Here is a 15,773-nt window from a genome sequence, read left to right on the forward strand (position 1 = left end):
TTCGCCTCCCCCGCGTGGACGACAGACATAAAAAAGGCGGGATAATATCCCGCCTTTTTAGCTGTTGCGTCGCTTACGGCCTGGCGACAAAACCAATCGCTTCGTATACCGCTTTCAGGGTCTGAGATGCGCGCGCGCTGGCTTTCTCTGCGCCGTCTTTCATTACCTGGTTGAGAAACGCTTCGTCGTTACGGAAACGGTGATAGCGCTCCTGCAGCTCAGTCAGCATGCCCGACACCGCTTCAGCGACTTCGCCTTTCAGGTGGCCATACATTTTGCCTTCAAAATGCTGCTCCAGCTCAGGAATGGTTTTCCCGGTGACCGCGGAGAGGATATCCAGCAGGTTGGAGACACCCGCTTTTTCTTTCAGGTCGTAGCGTACCACCGGCGGCTCGTCGGAGTCGGTCACCGCGCGTTTGATCTTCTTGACCACCGATTTCGGATCTTCCAGCAGGCCGATGACGTTGTTGCGGTTGTCGTCGGACTTGGACATCTTCCTGGTCGGCTCCAGCAGCGACATCACGCGTGCGCCGGACTTCGGAATAAACGGCTCAGGCACTTTAAAGACATCGCCATAGATGGCGTTAAAACGCTGGGCGATATCGCGGCTCAGCTCCAGGTGCTGTTTCTGATCTTCCCCTACCGGAACCTGGTTGGTCTGATACAGCAGAATGTCAGCGGCCATCAGTACCGGGTAATCAAACAGACCGGCGTTGATGTTCTCCGCGTAGCGCGCGGACTTATCTTTAAACTGGGTCATGCGGCTCAGTTCGCCGAAATAGGTGTAGCAGTTCAGCGCCCAGCCTAACTGGGCGTGTTCCGGCACGTGCGACTGAACGAAGATAGTGCTTTTCTGCGGATCGATGCCGCAGGCCAGATACAGCGCCAGGGTATCCAGCGTCGCTTTGCGCAGCTGCTGCGGATCCTGGCGCACGGTAATGGCGTGCTGGTCCACGATGCAATAGATGCAGTGGTAATCGTCCTGCATGTTTACCCACTGACGCAGCGCACCCATGTAGTTGCCAATGGTCAGTTCACCTGAGGGCTGTGCGCCACTAAAAACGATGGGCTTAGTCATGTTTCAATTCCTGAGTTTCACTGTGCGGTAACCCGAGAGCGGGTAAGAGTTCATTAAACTGGTCGAAGAGATAGTCCGGCTCGCTCAGCGCAAGCGGTTCGCCATAGTTATAACCGTAGGTCAGGCCGACAGAGCAGCAGCCTGCCGCTTTGGCCGCCTGAATATCATTGCGCGAATCGCCGACGAACAGCAGCTCGGCAGGAGCCAGAGAGAGCTTTTCCGCTACCAGCAGCAGCGGTTCCGGATGCGGCTTTTTGTTCTGCACGTCATCGCCGCCAATCACCACGGTAAAATATTTCGCGATATCGAGCGCGTCCAGCAGCGGGGCGACAAACGGCGTCGGCTTATTGGTGACCAGCGCCAGCGGCAGGCCTTTGGCATGCAGCGCGCCGAGCGTATCGGCCACCGCCGGGAACAGGAAGCTACCCTCTTCCGCCGTTTCGGCGTAATAGCGGTCAAACAGTTTACGCAAAATGCGCAGCTGTTCGTCTTGCGGAATATCATGATCGTCGACGGAAGGCTTACCCATCGCCGCCCGTAACGTCGCACGCTCCTGACGAGCCCAGGTCAGCGCCCGCTCCATCAGGACATCGGCGCCGTTGCCGATCCAGGTGACAACGCGTTCTTCTCCCGCCACCGGCAACTCCAGGGCGTAGAGGGCGTTATCAACCGCCGAGGTTAGACCCGGCGCACTGTCCACCAGCGTGCCGTCGAGATCAAACGCGATGCCGCGGATCGCCTGTAATTTATCCATGACTCACCTTCGCTAATTCACTACGCATTTGATCAATCACTTTCTTGTAGTCCGGCTGACCGAAGATCGCCGAACCGGCAACAAACATATCCGCACCCGCCGCGGCGATTTCGCCAATATTGCTGGCTTTCACGCCGCCATCCACTTCCAGGCGAATATCGTAGCCAGAAGCATCGATGCGCTGGCGTACTTCACGCAGTTTATCCAGCGTCTGGGGAATAAAGGACTGGCCGCCAAAGCCCGGGTTAACCGACATCAGCAGGATCACGTCCAGCTTATCCATCACGTAATCGAGGTAGCTCAGGGGCGTCGCCGGGTTAAACACCAGGCCCGCTTTACAGCCGTGCTCTTTAATCAGCTGCAGGCTGCGATCGACGTGTTCGGAGGCTTCAGGATGGAAGGTGATGATGCTGGCGCCGGCTTCGGCAAAATCAGGAATGATGCGGTCGACCGGCTTCACCATCAGGTGGACGTCGATTGGCGCGGTAATACCGTAATTGCGCAGCGACTTCAGCACCATCGGGCCAATCGTCAGATTCGGCACGTAGTGGTTGTCCATGACGTCGAAGTGCACGACATCCGCACCCGCCGCCAGCGCCTTCGCGGTATCCTCACCCAGACGGGCAAAATCAGCTGACAGAATCGAAGGGGCAATCAAATACTGCTTCATCCGCATCTCCTTGAAATTTATTTGGTCTTAGGCGGACGGTAGAGCGCTAACAGCTCATCCACCTTTTTACGCGTACCACCGTTGCTGCTGATGCTGCGCCGAACCTTCACAATATGTGTTTCTGCCGCGTTTTTATACCATTCCTGCGTCAACGGTGTGCGGTGGTTGGAAATCAGCACCGGGATCCGCTTTTTCATCAGCGATTCCGCCTTTTGCGCCAGCAGTACCTGTTGTTCCAGATTGAAGCTGTTGGTGTGGTAGGCGGTAAAGTTCGCCGTCGCCGTCAGCGGCGCATAGGGTGGATCGCAATATACCACCGCGCGGCTATCTGCACGTTGCATGCACTCTTCATACGATTCGCAGTAAAACTCGGCGTTTTGTGCTTTCTCGGCGAAATGATAGAGCTCTGCCTCGGGGAAATAGGGCTTTTTATAGCGGCCAAACGGCACATTAAACTCGCCGCGCAGATTGTAGCGACACAGGCCGTTGTAGCCGTGGCGATTCAGATACAGGAACAGCACCGCGCGACGCAGCGGATCCTGGCTTTGGTTGAATTCATCACGATACTGGTAGTAGCGCTCAGCGACGTTGTTTTCCGGGACAAACATCTCACGCGCAGCGGCGACGTATTCGTCGGTACGCAATTTAACGATGTTGTACAGGCCAATTAAGTCACTGTTGATATCCGCGAGGATATAACGAGAAAAGTCGGTATTGAGAAATACCGACCCGGCGCCCACAAAGGGCTCGATTAAGCACTCGCCTTCCGGCAAATGCTTTTTAATATCGTCAAGCAGGGGGTACTTCCCCCCTGCCCACTTCAGAAAAGCGCGATTCTTTTTCATGCTGCCTAACTAATTACACGTTCTCCGGCTGTGGAGAAAGCTCCGACAGCATCCTGCGCTTAAGACTACCCCACGGCATTATTTCAGGTCAGCCTGTACCTGATGCAGTGGTTTTGCCCATGGATTTTTCGCCTGCACGTCCGCCGGCAGCGAGGTGACAGCGCGTTTCGCTTCTTCTTTCGAAGCATAGATACCGCTCACCAGCACGTACCACGGTTGGCCGTTACGCGACGTTTCATAGACAACATATCTATCCAGCTTCTCTTTCTTCGCCCAGTTGTTCAGGTTGTCGTAGTTAGAGGAGCTGCTGAGCTGCAGGGTATAGTTACCCGACGGCGCAGATTTCATTGAGCTCACGTCACCTGCTGTTTTACCGCTCTTCGCGGCTGGCGCTGCCGTTGCGGCTGGCGCGGCAGTGGTGGTGGACGCTGTTGCTACCGGTTTGCTCTGCGCTGTTGCCACCGGTTTGCTTTCGGTTACGGTGGTTTTCGCCGGGGCGGTAGTCGCCGCGCTTTCAACATGCTTCGGCTGAACCGGCTTCGTTTCTACCGGCGCTTTTGCCACGGCCTGAGGCTTCGTCTGCGGCTTCGCTTCGATAACGGTGTGCTTACGCTCTGTCGGACGCGGCGTTGCAGCCGTCTGACGCTCGGTCGCCTGGCGCGGCGCCGCAGTGCTATTGGCGCCATTACGGATCGGCGCGACGGTTGCCGGTTCAGTTGGCAGCGTCGAGTTAGCCACGGCGCCGTCCAGCTGGCCCTGCTGCTGGGTCAGCGCATTGTTCAGATCGCCCTGAACTTCAATACGCTGCTGGCCCTGCGGCTCTGATACTGCCTGGCCCTGCGTCGGGTTCGCGGCAATAGGCGGAACCGTTACGTCCTGCTGTGGGGTGGTGTTGGCCGCAGCAGTCTGATCCTGACCGGCAGCAGGCGTGCTGGTGGACTGATCGTCAGACAAATTAATGCTCTTCTCGCCGGAAGCGGTCTGCTGGCTGGACGAGGATGGCGATTTCAGCGCAGAACCAATACCCACGATTAACAGCAGCAGCACCAGAATCCCCACGCCCATCATGATGTATTGACGGGAGGCAGGTTTGGCCGGCGCTTTTTTACGCTTGCGCGGACGACGCTCTACAGGCTGCTCTTCGAGCAGTTCCTCGTCTTCCGCATCCAGTTCTTCTTCGAACTCTTCCTCTTCACGCTCGCGACGGGCCTTACCGGCGCGCGTCGGACGGCCTTCATCGGCATCAAGATCGACGTCGTCAAAATTGATCTGCGGATCGGCATCACGCTCGGAAGACTGACGGGAACGACCAGCACGACGATCGTTGCGATCGGCTTTCATATCGTCTTCTGGTTTGAAATCATCCATTTAACACCCCACTAAAAGGCTTATGCTCACGATTATTGCACATCACCCGAAATGATAACGCCGCGCGAACGCGGCCAGACCTTCTTATTGTTGCGCCTGCTGAGTATCAGCAATCGCGCCAAGAACCACATCATGCGGCACTCCGCCGCGCAGCTCGCTGCTTCCTATTGCGAGCGGGAGCACCAGCCGCATGTCGCCCGCCAGTACTTTTTTATCGCGCATCATATGGGGCAAATACGCCTGCGCACTCATTTCCTGCGGGCCGCGTACCGGTAAGCCTGCACGCTTGAGCAGATCGATAATGCGCTGTGTATCCTGCGCGCGGAACTGCCCCAGCCGTTCGGACGTATGCGCCGCCATCACCATACCTGCCGCCACCGCTTCGCCGTGCAGCCAGTTACCGTAGCCCATTTCCGCCTCGATAGCATGGCCGAAGGTATGTCCAAGATTGAGTAAAGCACGTAACCCGGTTTCACGCTCGTCGGCAGCCACAACTTCCGCTTTCAGCTCACAGCAACGGCGAATACAGTACGCCATCGCTTTTTCATCCAGCGCCAGCAGCGCATCAATGTTGTTTTCCAGCCAACTGAAGAATTCGCCGTCGAGGATCACACCGTACTTGATGACCTCAGCCAGTCCGGAAGCGAGTTCACGCGCCGGGAGGGTCTTCAGACAGTTAAGATCAACCACCACCGAAACCGGCTGCCAGAAGGCGCCAATCATATTTTTGCCGAGAGGATGGTTCACTGCGGTTTTGCCGCCGACCGACGAATCGACCTGTGACAGCAGAGTGGTAGGGACCTGGATAAAACGCACCCCGCGCTGATAGCTTGCCGCGGCGAAACCGGTTAAATCACCAATTACGCCACCGCCAAGCGCCACCAGCGTGGTGTCGCGGCCATGCGGTTTTTGCAACAGCGCGGTAAAAACAGTATCCATCACCGCCAGGCTTTTATACTGCTCGCCATCGGGCAGGATCACGCTGTCAACGTTGACCCCTGCCTGCTCCAGCACAGAGCGGACGGTATCCAGATAAAGCGGCGCCAGCGTTTCGTTGGTGACCAGCATAGCCTGGTCGCCCGACTTGAGTGGCAGGAAGGAAGCTGGATCGTTAAACAAACCAGCCGCGATGGTAATCGGGTAACTACGTTCCCCGAGGGTAACAGTAAGCCTCTCCATAACGCGACGTCCACCTCAGTGACTTTTACTCTGACGCACTTTTATTAAGCCAGAATCAATTGCTTTCCAGCATATGAATAATCTGGTTCGCGACGACTTTCGCACTCTGATCGTCTGTGCGGATAGTCACATCGGCGATCTCTTCATACAGCGGGTTACGCTCGTCAGCCAGCGCTTCCAGCACTTCACGAGGCGGCGCATCGACTTGTAGCAAAGGACGCTTTTTATCGCGCTGCGTACGGGCCAACTGCTTCTCGATTGTCGTTTCCAGGTAGACCACCACGCCGCGGGCGGAGAGACGGTTACGCGTTTCACGGGATTTTACAGAGCCGCCGCCAGTCGCCAGCACAATCCCCTGTTTTTCCGTCAACTCATTGATAATTTTTTCTTCACGGTCGCGGAAGCCTTCTTCGCCTTCAACATCGAAGACCCAGCCCACATCAGCGCCAGTGCGTTTCTCAATTTCTTGATCGGAATCGTAAAATTCCATGTTGAGCTGTTGGGCTAACTGACGCCCAATAGTGCTTTTGCCGGCACCCATAGGCCCAACCAGAAAGATGTTGCGTTTCTCTGCCATTTTTTCGGTACTACTAAGACTATTCGTTAATGATAAACCCGCTTCGCAGACACCCAGCGCCGCAGGGCATGAACTGAAACCTCATATGCAATAGAGCGAGAGTCAGACTAAAAATTATCTCAATACTCCGGCTGGTTTGGCAACTGAATAAAATCGCCGGACAATAAAGGGAGGATTGATGTCGTACCCGACTCTCAAATCGGTACCCCTTGTATGCTAAATCCGTCCTCACGTCAAACACCTGAAACGTGTTTAGCATGAAAAACCTGCTTAACGTACCGCCAGAATCCGTGGCGTAATAAAGACAACCAGTTCACGGCGTTCATTATCTTTCCCGTCGCGACGAAACAGACGCCCCAGCACCGGGATATCGCCAAGCAGCGGGACGCTGTCGCGGGCGGTTTTGTTTTTCTGCGAAAAGATGCCGCCCAACGCTAACGTCTCGCCGCTGCGAACTTCCACCAGGGTTTCTATCTCCTGTTTATCGATGGCCAGCGCCTCGCCATTATCCTGCTTCAGCACCTGACCCGGCGTATTTTCGCTGATCCTCAGCTTCAGCCGCACTCTCCCCTGCTGCAGCACCGTCGGCGTCACCTCCATGCCCAGCACGGCCTCTTTAAATTCCACCGACGTGGCGCCGCTTTCACCGCTGGAAACCTGATAGGGGATCTCGCTCCCCTGCTTGATGCTGGCGGGCTGCATATGCGAGGCCAGCAAACGAGGGCTGGCGATAATATCGACCTGCTGCTTGCGCTCCAGCGCGGAAAGTTCCAGTTCGAGTAAGCGACCGTTAATCTTACCGATGTTAAACCCCGCACGGGTGCTGGCATCGTTCACCGACATATCGCTGCTCAGGGTGGTGATTTGTCCTGATCCCGGCGAGCCTCCGGCCTCCGCCAGCCGCCACTTCACCCCCAGCTCGCGAAGGCTGGTTTCGCTCATCGACACGATATGAGCGGCCAGCTCCACCTGTCCGACGGGCAAATCCATCTCCTGCGCCCAGGCTTTCAACGCCGGCAGATGCCGGGCATCATCGCGGATCAGCAGCCGGTTGGTCCGTTTGTCCGCCATCAGGTGCCCCCTGGCACTAAGCAACTTACCGCCCGTTTTAGCCAGCTCCTCGGCATCGGCATAGTGCAGGGTCACGTTCTCGGCCTGCAGGGGCAGGTTCTGCAGGCGTTTCTCCTGTTCCGCTTCACGCTGCGCCTGATTCGCCTTTTGCCAGGCCTGGGTATGCGCGTAGATGACCGTCCCCTGCTGTTGCAAAGAGAGGCCTGCGCTATCCGCCACCGCCCGCAGCGCCTGGGTCCAGGGGACCGTTTGCAGATGCAGGGAGAGCGTACCGCTAACGTCCGGCGCCACAACAAGGTTCTTGTGGTTCATTTCGGCCAGCGCTTGCAGCACATGAGCCACCGGCGCGTCATCAACCACCAGCGAAATTGTCTTTTCATTTCGGGCGGCGGGCGCCGCCAGCGGCAGCAGCAGAAGCAGTAGGCTTATCCATCGCATCATATTGTTTCCCTTCACGTTGCCAGCGCCACGCTGGCGGTTCACACCCCGCAGGCGTGGCGATCTCCAGCTCACCGGTCGTCAGCCGGCTCACCCGCCAGCCCGTGGGCAATTGATCATCCATGCGCACCCGCCGCCATTTGCCGCTCCCGTCCTGCAGAAACCCCGTCCAGCCTGCGCCATCCCCGGCCGCGCCGCCATAGCGCCATTGTGATAACTGCATCGTGCGGCAGGGATCCTCTACCGGCTGAAAAGGATCGCGCTCGGCCGCCAGCAGCGACAGCGGCAGCCACAGTAAAGCCCAGCGTTTACGTCCCATCTTCCGCCTCCAGTTGCAAACGCAGGCGGAGCACCTGCGCCTCACGCTCCAGCGAGAACGATCGCGGGTTCATCCCGCAGCGCGCCAGCCAGGAAAAAAACGCGGGCAGCGTCTGCCAGGGCAGGGTCAGCTCCATCTCGCCCCCGCTACCCTGAGGTCGCCAGGCGATAAGCTTCACCCCGGCAAGCGGAATGGCTATCGGCGAAAACGGCTGCTTGTCGATGCGCCCTCCGGGTGTTTCACCGGCAGGCATGCGCAATGCCATCACCCGGCGCCACTGCGTTTGCAGGACGGGGTCGCGGGACACTGCCGCCAGCGGCGGCCCGGCAGCGCGCCAGAGCGTAACGCCGAAGCCCAGCCCCCCCATCGCGAGCAGGGTCAGCAGCACCGCCTGGCTGCGCCGGCTGCTAATCCACATCGGCACGCTCTTCTGCAAGGGTAAAACTGAACTGCCAGCGTCCCTCGGCGTCGCGCTGCGTTCCGCCCGCTTTTGCAGGCGCGAATCCCGCCACATTGGTCAGAATGCGCTCCAGTCCGGCCAGCGCCTGAAGGTTGAGGGCCAGGCCGTTCACGGTCAGAACCGCGCCCTGGTAATCCAGCCGCGTCAGCCACGCCTGCGCGGGCAGATCTGCCGCCAGCGCCAGCAGCCTGGGTTGCCAGGCGGCGATCGCCGCTCTACGCCGTTGCTGTTGACGATGACGCTGGTGCTGCTGCCACGCCTCGCGCATTGGAAGCTCGCGCTGTTTAAGCGAGGCGAGCAACTGCGCGTCGGCCGTCGCGTGGAGTGTCGCCAGGGCGAGATGCTGCAGACGGACCGTGCGACATACCTGCAGGATCATCAATCCCAGCAGCATAATGCCGGTAGCAATCAGCAGGATGAAGCGCAGGCGCTGGCGCCGCCGCAGGTCGCGCCAGGGGAGAAGATTAACGGCATGCGTCATGGTGTTCACTCCCCAGCGCCAGCCCAAGGGCGATAGCGTAGCGATCGCCATCGACCGGCAGAGGAGGCTGCCGGCGGTGAATGACCTGCCAGACATCTAAGTTGCTGGCCTCGTCGCCAGCGTCAGCGCACAGACGCAAAGGAACCTGAAGCTGCTCCGCCAGCTGGCTTAACGACTTCACCTCATCGCAGGTGACACAACCCCAGGCCTCCTGCGTCGCCCATAGCCAGTGATTTTCATCCCGCCACGCGAGGCCCTGCGACTGCGGGTTCAGCAAGGGGACAAACGCGCCGAGCGCGCTGGCATCCGGCACGATGGCCGCTACCCGCAGTCGTAGCCGTCCTGCCAGCGCCCGCAGGACATTGATGTCCAGCCGCTGCGCCGCCGTGACCTGCCAACCGTCATCCCGCGAGGTGGGAGCATAATCAATGCTTAAGGAGGCGGCGGGCATCGCCAGTTGCTGGGTCATCGCGCTGGCTATCCACGTCGCCTGTTCACGATCCCGCAGGGCGAACTGGGGATAAGGCAGGCGCTTTTGCAGCGTGCGAACGGCGGGGAAAGCGATACTGACCTGATGCTGCACCGGTAGCTCCCGCCGCCAGGCGCTAAGCTGTGCGCCAAGGGCGCTGACGTCCACCACCATCCCCTGCCGTACCAGGCCTGGCGGCAGCGGAATACGCCACCAGCGGCGCAGCGCCCAGTGTGAGCGTTCATGCAATAGCGCGACAATGGCGATGCTATCCTGCTGGATATGCATCCCGATCCGCCAGTTTCTGAAAGCCATGCTTACGATCTCCTTATCCGGCAAAACTGTCCGGCTATATCAATGCACCTGGCTTGCCTTTATACTACCGCGCGTTTGTTTATAAACTGCCCAAATAAAACTAAATGGGAAAACACCGGTGAAGTTCGTAAAGTATCTATTGATCCTTGCAGTCTGTTGCGTACTGCTGGGAGCAGGCTCGATTTTTGGCCTCTACAAATACATAGAGCCGCAACTCCCCGACGTCGCAACCCTGAAGGATGTGCGTTTGCAGATCCCGATGCAGGTCTATAGCGCCGACGGTGAGCTTATTGCGCAATATGGCGAAAAACGCCGTATCCCTGTGACGCTGCAGCAAATTCCCCCCGAGCTGGTGAAAGCGTTTATCGCCACTGAAGACAGCCGTTTCTATGAGCACCACGGCGTCGATCCGGTGGGTATTTTCCGCGCCGCCAGCGTGGCGATGTTTTCAGGCCATGCCTCCCAGGGCGCCAGCACCATCACCCAGCAGTTAGCACGTAACTTCTTCCTCAGCCCCGAGAAGACGTTGATGCGTAAGATTAAAGAGGCCTTTCTGGCTATCCGCATCGAGCAGTTGCTGAACAAAGATGAAATCCTTGAGCTGTATCTGAACAAGATCTACCTCGGCTACCGCGCCTATGGCGTCGGCGCCGCGGCGCAGGTCTATTTTGGCAAACCTATCGACCAGTTGACCCTGAGTGAGATGGCGGTGATTGCCGGTCTGCCGAAAGCGCCTTCTACCTTTAACCCACTCTATTCCATGGATCGCGCGACCGCCCGTCGCAACGTGGTGCTGTCGCGTATGTTGAGCGAGGGGTACATCACCCAGGCGCAATATGATGAGGCGCGCAGCGAAGCGATCGACGCAAGCTATCACGCGCCGAAAATCGCTTTCTCCGCCCCTTACCTGAGCGAAATGGTGCGCCAGGAGATGGTGAATCGCTACGGCGAGCAGGCCTATGAAGATGGCTACCGGGTTTACACCACCATTACTCGCAAGAATCAGCAGGCAGCCCAGCAGGCGGTACGCAATAACGTGCTGGATTACGATATGCGTCACGGCTACCGCGGCCCGGCCAGCGTGCTATGGAAAGTCGGTGAAACGCCGTGGGAGACGAAGAAAATCATCGACTCGCTGAAGCGTCAGTCTGGCTACGGCCCGCTTTTCCCGGCGGTGGTCACTTCCGCGAATGCCCAGGAGGCCGTCGCGCTGTTGGCTAACGGCGACTCGGTTTCTCTGACGATGGACGGCGTGCGCTGGGCCCGGCGCTTTATCTCGGATACGCAGCAGGGGGCGACCCCGCGTAAAGTCAACGACGTCCTGCAGGCCGGGCAGCAGATCTGGGTTCGTAAAGTGGCTGACGGCTGGTGGCTGTCACAGGTCCCGGACGTCAACTCAGCGCTGGTCTCCATTAATCCGCAAAACGGCGCGATTATTGCTCTCGTCGGCGGGTTTGACTTTAACCAGAGCAAGTTCAACCGCGCCACTCAGGCGCTGCGTCAGGTCGGCTCCAACATTAAGCCGTTCCTCTATACCGCCGCGATGGATAAAGGCTTAACGCTGGCCAGTATGCTCAACGATGTGCCGATCTCGCGCTGGGACGCAGGCGCAGGATCCGACTGGCGGCCGAAGAACTCGCCGCCGCAGTATGCCGGTCCGATTCGTTTACGCCAGGGGCTTGGACAGTCGAAAAACGTGGTGATGGTGCGCGCTATGCGCGCCATGGGCGTTGACTATGCCGCCGAGTATCTGCAGCGCTTTGGCTTCCCGGCGCAAAACATTGTCCACACAGAATCGCTGGCCCTGGGCTCCGCCTCCTTTACGCCCCTGCAGGTTGCCCGCGGATATTCGGTGATGGCCAACGGCGGCTTCCTGGTCAACCCGTTCTTTATCAGTAAGATTGAGAATGATCAGGGCGGCGTTCTCTTCGAAGAACGTCCGAAAATCGCCTGCCCGCAGTGTGATTTACCGGTCATTTACGGTGATACGCCAAAATCCAACGTGCTGGAAAATAAAGATGTGGAAGATGTCGCCACCTCGACGGAACCGCAGAACGGCAACGTGCCGCCACAGCCGCAGCTGGAGCAGGCCAACCAGTCGCTGGTTGCACAGAGCGGCGCCCAGGAATACGCGCCGCATGTGATTAACACGCCGCTGTCGTTCCTGATAAAAAGCGCACTGAACAGCAACATCTTTGGCGAACCGGGCTGGATGGGAACCGGCTGGCGTGCCGGACGCGATCTGCAGCGGCATGACATCGGCGGGAAAACCGGGACCACCAACAGCTCGAAGGATGCCTGGTTCTCAGGCTACGGCCCAGGTGTAGTGACTTCGGTATGGATCGGCTTTGACGATCATCGTCGCGATCTTGGCCGCACCACCGCCTCCGGGGCGATTAAAGATCAGATCTCCGGCTATGAGGGGGGTGCTAAAAGTGCCCAGCCTGCCTGGGACAGCTTTATGAAGAGCGTGCTGGAGGGGGTGCCGGAAGAGCCGTTAACCCCGCCGCCGGGGATCGTCACGGTGAATATCGACCGCAGCACTGGTCAGTTGGCTAACGGGGGCAACAGCCGCGCGGAATACTTCATTGAAGGAACCCAGCCCACGCAGCAGGCGGTCCATGAGGTGGGCACCACCCTGACTGACGGCGGTGGTGAAACCCACGAACTGTTCTGACAAAAAAAGCGCCTGCGGGCGCTTTTTTATTGCTGCTAACGGCGCGCTTTCTCTCAGAGCCGGCCCTGAGCCAGCAGCCACTCGCGCACTAAAAACAGCGCGCTGACGTTACGGGCTTCGTTAAAATCTTCTTCATCCAGCAGCGACATCAGCTGCGCCAGCGGCCAGCGCACCTGCGGCAGCGGCTCAGGTTCATCGCCCGGCAGTGACTCAGGATAGAGGTCTTCCGCCACCAGGATATTCATTTTGCTGGAGAAGTAAGAGGGGGCCATACTGAGCTTCTTCAGAAACGTCAGCTTATTGGCGCCAAAGCCAACCTCTTCTTTCAGCTCGCGATTCGCTGCTTCATCCACGGTTTCACCCGGGTCAATCAGCCCTTTGGAGAAACCCAGTTCGTAGGATTCCGTGCCGACGGCATACTCGCGAATCAAAATAATGTGATCATCAACAATCGGCACAATCATCACCGCTTCACGGGTGGATGGCCGCATACGTTCATAAACGCGACGCACACCGTTGCTGAATTCCAGATCGACGCTTTCGACATTAAAGAGGCGCGAACGGGCGACAGTTTCAACATTGAGAATGGTGGGTTTTTGTAATGATTTGCTCATTGTCATCGGTCTATGCTGTGATTAAGCAGTCATTGTGCGATACGCAACACGCTTTCGGCAATCCAAATCGCTACTTATTTACAGAGTTGTAACCTTTTACTGGCAAAGGGGAAAGTAATAAAGATAAAAAAGTCAATAGCTTGAATTCTGTTTGAGAATTTACCGATTTCTGCGCATTAACGTTTTTGGTAAGCTTATGCGTTGCTGCAAGACATATTCATTACCCTGTAACCAGGTGCGCCACTAACACTGCAGCTTGACGTTAGTCTTCACGTTCACCAACGATATCGTAAGAAAAAAATAACTATGATGGGATGGGCATGGGCACCTTTCTGATTTTCCTTACAGCTCTGCTAATCTGCGTATTGCTCATCGGATGGTGGTACCGCGCTCACGCCAGACGCCGACGCCTTCCTCTACTGCACGCCTTTAGCGACGCCACTACGCGGCCGCTTCCTGCCGATGAGCGTCAGGCTATCGAAAAGTATCTTGCGGAGCTCAGTCGCACCCTGCAGGTCCCGGCGTCCGGCGCAACGACCGCGCCCGTCGCTTTGGCGCTGAATGAACAGAGTGATACGGTCTACGCGGTGACGCGAGCCATCACTCGCTACGGGATCACTACCGACGCGCCGAATAAATGGCGCTACTTTCTCGATTCGGTGGAAGTCCATCTGCCGCCGTTCTGGGAACAGCATATCAACGACGAAAACAGCGTTGAGCTGATCCCCACCGACAGCCTGCCGCTGGTTATCACCCTTAACGGTCATAGCCTGAGCGACTATCGTCAGGAGGCGCAAAGCTACGCCCTGGAACGCGCATCGGCCACCCAGGCCTCCATTCGCGGCGAAGAGAGCGAACAGGTAGAGCTACGGCAGATCCGTCGGGAAAGTCGGGAAGAACACGCCCTCAACCGGCCGGATGGGCTGCGCGAAGCGATCCTGATCGTCGCCTCCTTCCTGTTCTTTTATTTCAGCCTGATTGGGCCAGCCGTTTTTACCCCCTGGCTGGTGGCCGCGGGGGTACTGCTTCTCGCCGCTGGCGTGGGGGGGATCTATGCCCCGCCGCGCCGCGCCGCGTTGCGCGAAATTCACTGCCTGCGGGGCGTTCCCAAACGCTGGGGTCTGTTTGGCGAAAACGATCAGGAACATATCAATAACATTTCGCTGGGTATTATCGATCTCATCTATCCGCGCCACTGGCAGCCATGGATCGCCCAGGACCTGGGACAGCAGACCGATATTGATATCTATCTCAACCGTCACGTGGCCCGCCAGGGACGCTACCTGTCGCTCCATGATGAAGTGAAAAACTTCCCGCTACAGTACTGGCTGCGCAGCGCGATTATCGCCGCCGGCGCGCTGGTAGTGGTGATCATGCTGTGGGTCAGCGTACCGCTAAATATGCCGTTTAAGTTCACCCTGTCGTGGTTGAAGGGCGCCCAGACGATTGAAGCGACAACCGTCGACCAGCTGGCAAAAGCCCATGTGCGCATTGGCGATACGCTGCGCCTGACAGGCACCGGGATGTGTAATATCCGTACGCCGGGTAGCTGGTCGGCCAAAGAGGATTCGCCGTTCCTGCCTTTCGATTGTTCACAGATTGTATGGAACGACGCCCCTCCTCTGCCGCTGCCAGAGTCTGATATTGTCAGCAAAGCGACCGCCCTGATGCAGTCCGTCCAGCGCCAGCTGCACCCGGAAACCGACGATGACTCCCGCGTCAGCCCGGCGCTGCGCTCCGCGATTCAGAAATCAGGCATGGTGCTGCTGGATGATTTCGGCGATATCGTCCTGAAAACCAACGATCTCTGCTCGGCAAAGGATGACTGCCTGCGCCTGAAGAATGCGCTGGTCAACCTCGGAAATACCCGTAACTGGGAGGCGCTGACCAAGCGCGCCACCGCCGGAAAACTGGACGGCGTGAACGTGCTGCTGCGCCCGGTCAGCGCGGAGTCGCTGGAGAATCTGGTGACCACTTCCACCGCCCCCTTTGTAATGCGTGAAACTTCGCGAGCCGCGCAGGCGCTAAACAGCCCGGCGCCCGGCGGTTTCTTGATCGCCAGCGATGAAGGCAGCGTGCTGGTCAATCAGCCGTGGCCGGCGGTGAGCCTGTATGATTATCCGGCACATGAGCAGTGGAGCGAGCTGCGGCGACTGGCCGGTATGCTCATGCATACCCCTTTCCACGCCGAAGGGATCGTCACCAATCTGTTTACCGACGCCAACGGCACCCAGCATATCAATCTGCACCGCATCCCCGACCGCAGCGGACTGTGGCGCTATCTGGGCATTACGCTGCTGCTGTTGTCGATGCTGGGATGCATGGCTTACCACGGCATACAGGCGCTGCGTCGTTATCAACGCCATCGCCAGCGTATGGAAGAGATTCAGAAATATTACGAAAGCTGCCTGAACCCGGTACTGCTCCCCGCGTCTGACCCGCAAGATTAATTTTCCCG

15 protein-coding genes are annotated in these 15,773 nt (G+C 58.0%); 2 read left to right on the forward strand and 13 right to left on the reverse strand.

The features are described from left to right. Nucleotides 1-73: 73 nt before the first annotated feature. From trpS to HMPREF3096_RS01480, 12 genes are all read right to left on the reverse strand, one after another. Nucleotides 74-1,078 (reverse strand): tryptophan--tRNA ligase, encoded by a 1,005-nt coding sequence (trpS, locus tag HMPREF3096_RS01425; protein WP_008807022.1) that lies wholly within the window; start codon nt 1,076-1,078, stop codon nt 74-76. Next, nucleotides 1,071-1,832: a phosphoglycolate phosphatase gene (gph, locus tag HMPREF3096_RS01430; RefSeq protein WP_012540418.1), complete on the reverse strand. Its 762-nt coding sequence runs from the start codon at nt 1,830-1,832 to the stop codon at nt 1,071-1,073. The genes trpS and gph overlap by 8 nt, the downstream gene beginning before the upstream one ends. After that, nucleotides 1,825-2,502 carry a ribulose-phosphate 3-epimerase gene (rpe, locus tag HMPREF3096_RS01435; RefSeq protein WP_004202179.1) on the reverse strand — a complete coding sequence of 226 codons (678 nt, stop codon included), beginning with the start codon at nt 2,500-2,502 and terminating at the stop codon, nt 1,825-1,827. Before rpe ends, gph begins: the two co-directional genes overlap by 8 nt. 17 nt (nt 2,503-2,519) lie before the next feature. Further along, nucleotides 2,520-3,347 carry an adenine-specific DNA-methyltransferase gene (dam, locus tag HMPREF3096_RS01440; RefSeq protein ID WP_008807019.1) on the reverse strand — a complete coding sequence of 276 codons (828 nt, stop codon included), beginning with the start codon at nt 3,345-3,347 and terminating at the stop codon, nt 2,520-2,522. Between the two features lie 78 nt (nt 3,348-3,425). Next, on the reverse strand, nt 3,426-4,715 hold the full coding sequence (gene damX / locus HMPREF3096_RS01445) for a cell division protein DamX (protein ID WP_008807018.1): 1,290 nt from the start codon (nt 4,713-4,715) through the stop codon (nt 3,426-3,428). 84 nt (nt 4,716-4,799) lie between these two features. Next, nucleotides 4,800-5,894, reverse strand: a complete 1,095-nt coding sequence (gene aroB, locus HMPREF3096_RS01450; RefSeq protein ID WP_008807017.1) for a 3-dehydroquinate synthase — start codon at nt 5,892-5,894, stop codon at nt 4,800-4,802. A gap of 55 nt (nt 5,895-5,949) precedes the next feature. Then, complete coding sequence (gene aroK, locus HMPREF3096_RS01455; protein WP_002920267.1) at nt 5,950-6,471, reverse strand: shikimate kinase AroK; 522 nt, start codon at nt 6,469-6,471, stop codon at nt 5,950-5,952. A 270-nt stretch (nt 6,472-6,741) separates the two neighbouring features. Continuing rightward, complete coding sequence (gene hofQ, locus HMPREF3096_RS01460; RefSeq protein WP_032731340.1) at nt 6,742-7,983, reverse strand: DNA uptake porin HofQ; 1,242 nt, start codon at nt 7,981-7,983, stop codon at nt 6,742-6,744. Then, nucleotides 7,919-8,299 carry a HofP DNA utilization family protein gene (locus tag HMPREF3096_RS01465; RefSeq protein ID WP_032731341.1) on the reverse strand — a complete coding sequence of 127 codons (381 nt, stop codon included), beginning with the start codon at nt 8,297-8,299 and terminating at the stop codon, nt 7,919-7,921. Before HMPREF3096_RS01465 ends, hofQ begins: the two co-directional genes overlap by 65 nt. After that, nucleotides 8,289-8,717, reverse strand: coding sequence for a HofO family protein (locus HMPREF3096_RS01470; RefSeq protein ID WP_032731342.1), 429 nt, complete (start codon nt 8,715-8,717; stop codon nt 8,289-8,291). The genes HMPREF3096_RS01465 and HMPREF3096_RS01470 overlap by 11 nt, the downstream gene beginning before the upstream one ends. Further along, complete coding sequence (locus tag HMPREF3096_RS01475; protein ID WP_012540413.1) at nt 8,707-9,240, reverse strand: PilN domain-containing protein; 534 nt, start codon at nt 9,238-9,240, stop codon at nt 8,707-8,709. The genes HMPREF3096_RS01470 and HMPREF3096_RS01475 overlap by 11 nt, the downstream gene beginning before the upstream one ends. After that, the gene (locus HMPREF3096_RS01480; protein WP_012967139.1) at nt 9,224-10,024 is read right to left on the reverse strand and encodes a type IV pilus biogenesis protein PilM; all 801 of its coding nucleotides are present in this window, start codon (nt 10,022-10,024) and stop codon (nt 9,224-9,226) included. The genes HMPREF3096_RS01475 and HMPREF3096_RS01480 overlap by 17 nt, the downstream gene beginning before the upstream one ends. 118 nt (nt 10,025-10,142) lie before the next feature. On the opposite strand from HMPREF3096_RS01480, the gene mrcA reads away from it, so the two are divergent. Continuing rightward, nucleotides 10,143-12,701 carry a peptidoglycan glycosyltransferase/peptidoglycan DD-transpeptidase MrcA gene (gene mrcA / locus HMPREF3096_RS01485; RefSeq protein WP_008807011.1) on the forward strand — a complete coding sequence of 853 codons (2,559 nt, stop codon included), beginning with the start codon at nt 10,143-10,145 and terminating at the stop codon, nt 12,699-12,701. A gap of 53 nt (nt 12,702-12,754) precedes the next feature. Here mrcA and nudE read toward each other — a convergent pair whose 3' ends face one another. Continuing rightward, a complete protein-coding gene (gene nudE, locus HMPREF3096_RS01490; RefSeq protein ID WP_012967138.1) occupies nt 12,755-13,315 on the reverse strand; it encodes an ADP compounds hydrolase NudE in 561 nt (186 codons plus the stop codon). A gap of 320 nt (nt 13,316-13,635) precedes the next feature. Here nudE and HMPREF3096_RS01495 point away from each other — a divergent pair, with 320 nt between their 5' ends. Further along, nucleotides 13,636-15,765 (forward strand): intracellular growth attenuator family protein, encoded by a 2,130-nt coding sequence (locus tag HMPREF3096_RS01495; RefSeq protein ID WP_012540410.1) that lies wholly within the window; start codon nt 13,636-13,638, stop codon nt 15,763-15,765. Nucleotides 15,766-15,773 lie beyond the last annotated feature (8 nt).

This window comes from Klebsiella sp. HMSC25G12, assembly GCF_001807705.1.
GTDB classification, from domain to species: Bacteria; Pseudomonadota; Gammaproteobacteria; order Enterobacterales; family Enterobacteriaceae; genus Klebsiella; species Klebsiella variicola.